The sequence below is a fragment of the Streptomyces sp. NPDC059567 genome (genome assembly GCF_042735655.1).
Lineage (GTDB): Bacteria > Actinomycetota > Actinomycetes > Streptomycetales > Streptomycetaceae > Streptomyces.
Genome location: NZ_JBHWBS010000023.1, coordinates 39,787 through 49,308 on the forward strand (window position 1 = coordinate 39,787; position 9,522 = coordinate 49,308).

A 9,522-nucleotide genomic window follows, 5' to 3' on the forward strand; every position below is an offset into this window, starting at 1 on the left:
TACGGACGACAGGTCCGTACGGCTCGGGCCTTCGCTCTTTCCTACGCGCAGGTGCCGGCGAACGAGTCCCGGGTCACGACGTCCGTCGAGGCGGCCGTCGTGTCCAGCCAGACCGTCCGCTGCCCGTCGCCGAGCTGCGGGGACAGCTGCATACCGGAGGAGCAGGAGACCCTGCTGAACGTCGGGGTGCCGCTCACCACGTCCGCGAGCGGGGCCGCGTTCACCTTGCCGATCCTGCCGGTCCAGGCGCCGAGGGCGCCGTTGGGGTCGTACGTCGAGTAGGCGAAGTACTGCTCGTTGACGGAGAACTGGCCGCCGTAGGTCGTGGACGGGCTGCCGACCCTCTTCTTCTGGGTGAGGTCGCCGAGCGGCGCCGACCAGAAGCTGTCGCTCCGGAAGAGGAACGCGGTGGTCTCGCGCCAGAAGACCCGGTCCTTGGTGAGCTGGATGTCCGTGGCCTCGCCGAAGACGAAGGACTGGATCCGCACGCGCTGCGAGGCGCCGGTGGCGATGTCGTACACGTTGATGTGGTCGTTGTCGCCGTCCCGCCAGGCCACCGTGCCGTGCTTCATGGCCAGGCGCGCGGCGGTGGTGCCCGGGGCCGGGGTCAGGTTGACCGTGGTGCCGTCGCGCTCCCGCAGCATGACGTCGGACTCGCCGTCCTGCTTGTTGACATAGGCGAGCCGGCCGTCGGCGGTCACGGGCTCCATCTCGTCGCCCGGGCCGTCCACGAGCTTGTGGATCGCGCCCTGGCCCTTGTCACCGGCGGTGTAGACGCCGATGGAGTCGGCGGCGATCCGGGTGAAGACGATCCGGTCGTCGTCGAGCGACGGGTCGAGGAGATAGGCGTCCTTCTGGGCCAGCTCGCGCTGAGAGCCGCCGTGCCGGTCGTCGTCCCCGTGCTTGCCGAAGCGCCCGACCGTGATGCCGAAGTCCGCGCTGTTCGCGCCCCAGGCGATCGCGTCACCGTGGCCGATCGCGTAGACGTCGCCGCTGATCTGCGCCGCCTGCTCGTCGACCCCGCTGTACACCTCGTACGCGGGCAGGACGTCACGGGCGAGCGTCTTCCCGTCGTGGGTGCCGGACCTGTGCTCCCAGCCCTCCACGATGCCGTGGTCGGCGAAGGCCCTCGCGATCGCCTCGCGGTCGGCGCGGGAGACCTTGAGCGACTTCGCGGCGAGGGTGACCGCGTTCCGCATGTCCGAGAAGCCGGAGAGCGGGGTCAGGTAGTTCTGCGCGGCCCGGTAGACGATCTTGTCCGCGAGCGCCGGGTCCAGGGTCTTGCGCATGTCCCACAGCGCGCCGGAGACGATCGTGGAGTTGAGGTGGACACCGCCGTTGTCGATGTCCAGCGACGCGGGGAGGTAGTCCTCGCCGGCGACCCGGCCGTCGTTCATGTCGCGCAGCGCGCACTCGGCGAGCGGCTTGGTGCCGTTGCAGAGGTACTCGCCGATGAGGCCGGAGGTCGGGTCGGACATGGCGACGCCCTTGTCGGCGGTCTCCATGGCGTTGCCGAAGTAGTCGGATATCGCTTCGTTGAGGGCGCCCGACTGGTTGAGGTAGACGAGTCCGGCGCTGTGCTCGGTCACGCCGTGGGTCATCTCGTGGCCGACGACGTCGAGGCCGACCGAGAGGGGGACGCCGTTCATGTGGCCGTACACCATCTTGGTGCCGTCCCAGAACGCGTTGGCGTAGTCCTTGCCGCCCCGGGAGACGTTCACGACGGAGTGGATCGTGCCGCCCTTGCCGTCGATGCCGTCGCGGCCGATCTCGTTCTTGAAGTACTCGTAGACCTTCGCGGCGTTGAGGTGGGCGTCCACCCCTCCGGAGGTGGTGGCGGTGGACTCGAAGCGGTCGGTCGGCGAGGAGACGACCTTGACGTCCTCCGTGACCGGGCCGTTCGCGACCTCGAGGTAGCTCTTGCGGTTCGCGTCGTACGTACGGATCTGGCCGCCGGTCTTCGCGAACATCGCGCGCGAGGAGTCGACGAGCGAGTACGAGCCGTCGGCCCCCTTGTCGACCTCGATCCGCTCCTCGGTGCCGTCCACCTTCACGCCCGTGCCCTGGGCGGGCGAGACGGCCGCGGCGTCGATGTTGTCGTACGAGAGGGCGATGCCGCCCACGTGCGCGTCGACGAAGACCTCCTGGCGGACCGGGGAGCCGTCCGCCTTCGCGCCGGTGACGGTGAAGTGCCAGGCGAGACGGCCGCCGCCGGAGCCGGGCAGCACGGTCAGACCGTGGCTCTCGGTCCCGCCGCCCTCGACACCGGAGAGGTCGGAGTCGAGGGTGAACATCCGCTGCCGGGCGGTGGCTTCGGAGACGGTGGGCGTGGTGGAGACTGTCAGCTCGGGGTAGAGCGTGCCGGTCGCGGAGACGACCTGCTCGCCGCCGTCGGCCGTCTCGGTCTGTACGGCGTACTCGGCGCCGAACACCGGGACGCCGCCCCGCTTCTGCTGGAAGCGGACCGAGGACTGGGCCCCGGACCTGGTCGTGCGCACCGTTGCCAGTTCGGCGACGGGGACCCGGTAGGTCGTCTCGTGCGCCTTGAGGTGGGCGCGGGCCGCCTCGGCCGGAGTGCCGGTGCGGGGCGCGGAGTCGAGGCCCTGCGTCATGCGGGGCGCGACCGGGGTGGTGGGCAGGGTCGCGGCCGGGGTCTCCGGCACTTCCTGCGCCTGGGCGGGAACGGTCAACAGGACTGAACCGGTTGCCGCGGCGACGACGCCGGTGGCCAGGATCCGACGGATCCGTTGTGTTCTCACGAAGTCTCCCCATCACACACGTACGCGAGGGCTGGTGGCCCTCGCGACTGATGGGGTCGATGGTTCGGTATTCAAGGTTCCGCATACAAGGGATCGGACGTGGCGCAAAGCCGCCCAGGCGTAAATGCGCCTACGGGAAGGCGGGTTGAGGGCGCCCGGGGTGGGTCAGCGGCCGGCCGGATGCTCGTCCAGCCAGCCCGACTCGGCCGCGTGCCAGCCGAGTTGGAAGCGGGTCGCCGCGCCCACGGCCTCCATCAGCGAATGCAGGCGCCGTTGCACCGTGCGGTGCCCCATGCCCAGCTGGCGGGCGATGGCCGAGTCGGTGAGGCCGACATGGAGCAGCGCGACGATCTGCCGGTCGATCGGGTCGAGCCGCCCCGCCGCGTCCGCGAGGCTCTCTTCCCCGGGGGCCGTGCTGAGTCGCCAGCCCTTCTCGAAGTGCTGCTCGAAGAGCGAGATCAGTGCCGTGAGCAGCCCGCTGCGGTGGACCACGAGCGCCACCGGCTCCTCCGTCTCGTCCCGCTCGGGGTCCAGCGGAAGCAGCGCGCACTCGCCGTCCATGATGATCAGCTTGATCGGCAATTCGTCGGTGACCGCGATCTGCTGGCCGTCCGCGGCGAGCCTCGCGAGCCATTGCGCGGCGTGGGGATCCTCCAGCCAGGACCGTGCCACGACGGACCGCAGGGTCAGGCCCCGCCGCATCGAGTCCCGCTCGACCTCGTCGAGGTTGTCCTCGAAGGTGATGACGGCGGGCGCCGACATCGCCGGGACCAGTGAGCGGACCTCGTACCGCGCCTCACGCTGCATCGCGACGAGCCGGCGCCGGATCGCGGCGGCTCCGGAGAGGACCTCGAGGGGCGCGCCGGAGCTCCGGGTGTGGGCGGCGCGGTGCCGCTCGGCGAGCTCGGTGACGAAGTGCTCGACGCGGTGCAGGGCGGTGCGCCGGGACTCCAGGAGCGGGCCGAGCGCGAGGACCGGGGAGGCCGCCCGGTACCGCACGTCGTCCCCGTCCCGCTCGGCGCTGGCGAGCCCGCGCTCGACGAGCCCGGTGAGGGCGCGCAGGACCGTCTCCCGGTCCGCCGTGGGGTGGTTGAGCGCGGCGGGGTCGCTGTCCGGCCGGTCCACCAGAAGCCGGTAGACGCTGTCCTGTTCGGCGTCGAGCCCGAGCAGCGCGAGCAGGGACGCGTCCCCGGACACCGATTCCACCCGTACCCCACCCCTCCCGGCCGCCCCTCCAGAGGGGCCAGGGTAAACGGGCCGCCCGGGCGCCGCTACGATCACGCCTCTTGTCGCCGGAGGCCGGGAGGGGCCGTGACCGAAGAGCAGTACGAGACGACGCCGGAGACCGTGGAGCTGGCCTATCTGCCCGTCGTGTCGGACGCCACGGAGGCGCTCCGCGCCCGCATGCGTGCCACGCCGGCGGGACGGCTGCAGCACGCCGTCCTGCTGAGCGCCGGGGGTCTGCTGGCCCTGGTCCTCGTCGGCAGCGTCATCGGGCCGAAGGGGCCGACCGTGAGTGGTACGGGGCTCTGGGCGTTCGGGCTGGTGCTGATCGCCGGCCTGTACCTGATGGTTCCCGCCCTCCAGGGGCGGCAGGTGCACCGGATGATCGGCCCGCAAGGGGAGTTCCGGGCCTTCGTCGACGGCGCGGGGATACGCGTGGTGTCGCGGGACAGCGAGACGACGTACCGGTGGACGATGCTCACCCGGTACGCCGAGACACGCGACCTGTTCGTCGCGCTGACCGCCGACAGGTACGGCATCGCCATGGTCGTCCTGCCCAAGCGCGGGGCGGCGGACCCGGGAGAGGTCGACCGGCTGCGGGCTGCGCTCGACCGGTACAGCAACCGGGTCTGACCCGGCGAACTCCGCCCGCACGGAAGCGGATGGGGCCCGCACCGGATCGCTCCGGTGCGGGCCCCATCCGTATGTTCTGAAGGCCTACTTGGCCGCGCACTCCGCGCACGTCCCGAAGATCTCGACCGTGTGCGCCACGTTCACGTAGCCGTGCTGGGAGGCGATCGTCTCCGCCCACTGCTCCACCGCCGGGCCCTCCACCTCGACCGCCTTGCCGCAGACGCGGCAGACGAGGTGGTGGTGGTGGTCGCCCGTCGAGCAGCGGCGGTAGACCGTCTCGCCCTCGCTGGTGCGCAGCGCGTCGACCTCGCCCGCGTCCGCGAGGGACTGGAGCGTGCGGTACACCGTCGTGAGGCCGACGGAGTCGCCGCGGTGCTTGAGCATGTCGTGCAGCTCCTGGGCACTGCGGAACTCGTCCACCTCGTTCAGTGCCGCCGCCACCGCGGCCCGCTGCTTGGTCGAGCGGCCGCGTACGGGGGGTCCTGCCGTCGCCACAGGGGCCTCCTAGTGATGTCGTCGCCCCCGCCATTCTGCCAGGCTGCTAGACCCTGGCGTCGTCCGTGGGTCGCCGCGTGGACGGAACGGCCATGTCGCACTCCGCCGAGGACGGGGACGAGGAGGAGGCCGCGGCCTCCGCCGCCCGGGCGCGGCGCCTGGCCAGGGGCGCGGCGAGCGCCGTCAGGACGATGAAGACGGCGATCGCCAGCAGCACGATGAGCGAGCCCGGCGGCAGGTCCTGGTAGTACGTGGTGACGGTGCCCGTCAGTGTGACGCCGGTGCCGATGACGATCGCGAGGACGAACGTCGTACGGAAGGAGCGGGACAGCTGATGGGCCGCCGCGACCGGGACCACCATCAGCGCGCTGACGAGGAGCAGGCCGACGACCCGCATCGCGACCGTGACGGTCACGGCCGCCGTGATCGCGACGAGCAGGTTGAGGGCCCGCACCGGCAGGCCGGTGACGCGGGCGAACTCCTCGTCCTGGCTGACGGCGAAGAGCTGGCGGCGCAGGCCGATGGTGACGAGGACGACGAAGGCGGCGAGCACGGCGATCGCGGTGACGTCCTCGGACGACACCGTGGACAGGGATCCGAAGAGGTACGAGAGCAGGTTGGCGTTGGAGCCGCCGCCGACCTGGATCAGCATGACGCCGCCCGCCATGCCTCCGTAGAAGAGCAGTGCGAGCGCGAGATCGCCGCGGGTGCGTCCGTACGTCCGGATCAGCTCCATGAGCACGGCGCCGGCGACGGCGACGAGGGTGGCCATCCACACCGGGCTGCTGTTCAGCAGGAAGCCGAGGCCGACACCGGTCATGGCGACATGGCCGATGCCGTCGCCCATCAGGGCCTGGCGGCGCTGGACGAGGAAGATACCGACGGCGGGCGCGGTGATGCCGACGAGGACGGCCGCGAGGAGCGCCCGCTGCATGAAGGCGGGTTCGAGGAATTCCATGATCAGGTCAGCTTCCTCAGGTCAGCAGACCCGTGCGGAGCGGCTCACCGGCCGCGTGCGGATGGACGTGGTCGTGGCCGGGCAGCGCATGCTGACCGACGGCCTGCGGCGGCGGGCCGTCGTGCACGACGCAGCCGTCACGGAGGACCACGGCCCGGTCGATCAGCGGCTCCAGGGGGCCCAGCTCGTGCAGGACGAGCAGGACGCTGGTGCCGCCCGCGACCTGCTCGCGCAGGGTGGCGGCGAGGATCTCCTGGCTGGCGAGGTCGACGCCGGCCATCGGCTCGTCCATGATCAGCAGCTCGGGCTCGGAGGCGAGCGCGCGGGCGATCAGGACGCGCTGGTGCTGGCCGCCGGAGAGGGCGCTCACCGAGTCCTTGGCGCGGTCGGCGAGGCCGACGAGCTCGATGGCGCGGTCGACGGCGGCCCGGTCGGCCCTGGTCAGCGGGCCGAACCTGCGGCGGGAGAGCCGGCCGGAGGAGACGACCTCGCGGATCGTGGCGGGGACGCCGGAGGCGGCGGTGGTGCGCTGCGGTACGTAACCGACGCGGGCCCACTCGCGGAACCGCTTCTGCTCGGTGCCGAAGAGCGAGATCGCGCCGCCGGTCAGCGGCACCTGGCCGATGACCGCGCGGACGGCGGTGGACTTTCCGGAGCCGTTGGCGCCGAGCAGCGCGACGACCTCGCCGGGGTTCACGGCGAGGTCGATGCCGCGCAGGACGGGGCGCGAGCCGAGGGTCGCCGTGGCTCCGCGGACGGATATGACGGGCGCGGTCACGGGTGCCTCCTGCTGTGCGTGGGTCACTTCGCGCCGAGGGCCTTCTTCAGCGCGGCGAGGTTGGACTGCATGACCTCGATGTAGTCATCGCCCTTGGACGCGTCCGTGATTCCCTCCAGCGGGTCCAGGACGTCGGTCTTGAGGCCGGTGTCCTTCGCGAGGGTCTTCGCGGTCCTGTCGCTGGCGAGGGTCTCGAAGAAGACGGTGGAGACCTTCTCCTGCTTCGCGATGGACTGGAGCTCCTGGACGCGGGCGGGGCTCGGCTCGGACTCGGGGTCGAGGCCGGTGATGCCCTCCTGGTCGAGGCCGTAGCGCTCGGCGAGGTAGCCGAAGGCGGAGTGCGTGGTGATGAAGGTCTTGGTGGTGGTGTTCTTCAGACCTGTCGCGAACGCCGTGTCCAGATCACCGAGCTTCTTCACCAGGGCGTCGGTGTTCTTCTTGTAGTCGGCGGCGTGGTCCGGGTCGGCCTTCTCCAGGGAGGCGCCGACACCCTTGGCGACCTCGGCGTACTTCACCGGGTCGAGCCAGATGTGCGGGTCGGCACCGGTCTCGGACTCGTGGCCGTGGTCGTGGCCCTCTTCCTCGTGGCCGTGCTCCTCGGCGCCGTGGTCGTGGCCGCCCTCGGTGCCGTGCGCTTCGAGCTTCGTGAGGGTGGTGGCGTCGACGGTGTGCTCGACGCCCGCCTGCTTGATCGCGTCGTCGACGGCGGGCTGGACGCCCTTGAGATAGAGGATGTAGTCCGCGTCGCCGAGCGAGCCGATCTGCCTCGGCTTGAGCTCCAGGTCGTGCGGCTCGACGCCGGGCGCGGTGAGCGTCTCGACGGAGACGTGCTCGCCGCCTATCTGCTCGGCCAGGTACTGCATGGGATAGAACGACGCCACCACGCTGAGCCTGCCCTCGCCCTTGTCGGCGGCGTCGGACGTTCCGGAGCAAGCGGACAGGGTCACGAGCCCGAGGGCGACGGCTCCGGCGACGGCGGTGGAGGGTATGAGGCGACGTACGTTCATGACACTCATTTTCAACAAAGTTGGAAACGGTTGTCAATTGCCCTTCCTGTGTTCCCGGCCACGCGCCGCCGGGCGCGTCCGCCTGCGCGCGGAGGCCGGGCCGATTTGATACCGGGGGTGCGGGCGCCGGTAATCTGAAGCATTCGCACTTCGTCGTCGTAATGAAGAGAGCACCGTGGCCGCCGACAAGATCGACACCATCGTCAGCCTGAGCAAGCGCCGTGGCTTCGTCTACCCGTGCAGTGAGATCTACGGCGGCCAGAAGGCCGCCTGGGACTACGGACCGCTGGGTGTCGAACTCAAGGAGAACATCAAGCGTCAGTGGTGGCGTTACATGGTCACCGCGCGCGAGGACGTCGTCGGCATCGACTCGTCGGTGATCCTGGCCACCGAGGTCTGGGAGGCCTCGGGTCACGTCGCCACCTTCACCGACCCACTGACCGAGTGCACCTCCTGTCACAAGCGCTACCGCGCCGACCACCTGGAGGAGGCGTACGAGGAGAAGCACGGCCGTCTCCCCGAGAACGGCCTCACCGACCTGAACTGCCCCAACTGTGGCAACAAGGGCACCTTCACCGAGCCCAAGCAGTTCTCCGGTCTGCTCTCCACGCACCTCGGCCCCACCCAGGACTCCGGCTCGGTCGCCTACCTGCGCCCCGAGACCGCGCAGGGCATCTTCACCAACTTCGGCCAGGTCCTGCAGACCTCGCGCAAGAAGCCCCCGTTCGGCATCGCGCAGATGGGCAAGTCCTTCCGGAACGAGATCACTCCGGGCAACTTCATCTTCCGCACCCGCGAGTTCGAGCAGATGGAGATGGAGTTCTTCGTCAAGCCGGGAGAGGACGAGCAGTGGCACGAGTACTGGATGGAGCAGCGCTGGAACTGGTACACGGGCCTGGGTCTCCGTGAGGAGAACATGCGCTGGTTCGAGCACCCGAAGGAGAAGCTCTCCCACTACTCGAAGCGCACCGCCGACATCGAGTACCGCTTCCAGTTCGGCGGCAGCGAGTGGGGCGAGCTCGAGGGTGTCGCCAACCGCACCGACTACGACCTGAAGGCGCACTCCAAGGCCTCCGGCAACGACCTGCTCTACTTCGACCAGGAGACGCAGGAGCGCTGGACCCCGTACGTCATCGAGCCCGCCGCCGGCGTCGGCCGCACCATGCTGGCCTTCCTGCTCGACGCGTACAACGAGGACGAGGCCCCGAACGCCAAGGGCGTCATGGAGAAGCGCACCGTGATGCGCCTCGACCCGCGCATCGCGCCGGTCAAGGTCGCCGTCCTGCCGCTCTCCCGCAACCCGCAGCTGTCGCCGAAGGCCAAGGGTCTCGCCGCCGACCTGCGGCAGAACTGGAACATCGAGTTCGACGACGCGGGCGCCATCGGCCGCCGCTACCGCCGCCAGGACGAGATCGGTACGCCGTTCTGCGTCACCGTCGACTTCGACACCCTGGACGACAACGCGGTGACCGTGCGCGAGCGCGACACCATGAAGCAGGAGCGCGTCTCCCTCGACCAGATCCAGGGCTACCTGGGCAGCCGCCTGCTCGGCTGCTGAGCCCGCTCGCTTCCACGGGAAAGCCCCCGGTTCAGTTGTAGGTTAAGGGGGGGTTGCCGTGTGTTGGTTGTGTGGAACGGGGGGAGTAAGCGCAGCATCAGAGCCACGAA

Annotated in this window: 8 protein-coding genes; 2 read left to right on the forward strand and 6 right to left on the reverse strand. The window is 70.2% G+C overall.

Translation table 11 applies throughout. The features are described 5' to 3' along the window. Positions 1–41: 41 nt before the first annotated feature. Both ACFVZW_RS13720 and ACFVZW_RS13725 read right to left on the reverse strand, forming a co-directional pair. Entirely contained in the window at positions 42–2,759 is a 2,718-nt protein-coding gene (locus ACFVZW_RS13720; RefSeq protein WP_384520524.1) for a M4 family metallopeptidase, read from the reverse strand. 165 nt (positions 2,760–2,924) lie between these two features. Then, the gene (locus tag ACFVZW_RS13725; RefSeq protein ID WP_384520525.1) at positions 2,925–3,965 is read right to left on the reverse strand and encodes a helix-turn-helix transcriptional regulator; all 1,041 of its coding nucleotides are present in this window, start codon (positions 3,963–3,965) and stop codon (positions 2,925–2,927) included. 105 nt (positions 3,966–4,070) lie between these two features. Here ACFVZW_RS13725 and ACFVZW_RS13730 point away from each other — a divergent pair, with 105 nt between their 5' ends. Further along, positions 4,071–4,616 carry a YcxB family protein gene (locus ACFVZW_RS13730; protein ID WP_384520527.1) on the forward strand — a complete coding sequence of 182 codons (546 nt, stop codon included), beginning with the start codon at positions 4,071–4,073 and terminating at the stop codon, positions 4,614–4,616. Between the two features lie 84 nt (positions 4,617–4,700). Here ACFVZW_RS13730 and ACFVZW_RS13735 read toward each other — a convergent pair whose 3' ends face one another. Genes ACFVZW_RS13735 through ACFVZW_RS13750 form a run of 4 tightly spaced genes read right to left on the reverse strand, consistent with a single transcriptional unit; the run spans position 4,701 to position 7,854 of the window. Next, a complete protein-coding gene (locus ACFVZW_RS13735; protein WP_361848386.1) occupies positions 4,701–5,111 on the reverse strand; it encodes a transcriptional repressor in 411 nt (136 codons plus the stop codon). A gap of 46 nt (positions 5,112–5,157) precedes the next feature. Next, entirely contained in the window at positions 5,158–6,075 is a 918-nt protein-coding gene (locus ACFVZW_RS13740; protein ID WP_384520594.1) for a metal ABC transporter permease, read from the reverse strand. Between the two features lie 10 nt (positions 6,076–6,085). Continuing rightward, the gene (locus tag ACFVZW_RS13745) at positions 6,086–6,847 is read right to left on the reverse strand and encodes a metal ABC transporter ATP-binding protein (protein WP_384520529.1); all 762 of its coding nucleotides are present in this window, start codon (positions 6,845–6,847) and stop codon (positions 6,086–6,088) included. A 23-nt stretch (positions 6,848–6,870) separates the two neighbouring features. Beyond that, the gene (locus ACFVZW_RS13750) at positions 6,871–7,854 is read right to left on the reverse strand and encodes a metal ABC transporter substrate-binding protein (RefSeq protein ID WP_384520530.1); all 984 of its coding nucleotides are present in this window, start codon (positions 7,852–7,854) and stop codon (positions 6,871–6,873) included. A gap of 175 nt (positions 7,855–8,029) precedes the next feature. On the opposite strand from ACFVZW_RS13750, the gene ACFVZW_RS13755 reads away from it, so the two are divergent. Then, positions 8,030–9,412: a glycine--tRNA ligase gene (locus ACFVZW_RS13755; protein WP_384520532.1), complete on the forward strand. Its 1,383-nt coding sequence runs from the start codon at positions 8,030–8,032 to the stop codon at positions 9,410–9,412. Positions 9,413–9,522 lie beyond the last annotated feature (110 nt).

Coding starts and splice junctions, on each gene's coding strand:
- ACFVZW_RS13750 (WP_384520530.1), bottom strand. CDS start 7,854: ATGAACGTACGTCGCCTCATACCCTCCACCGCCGTCGCCGGAGCCGTC.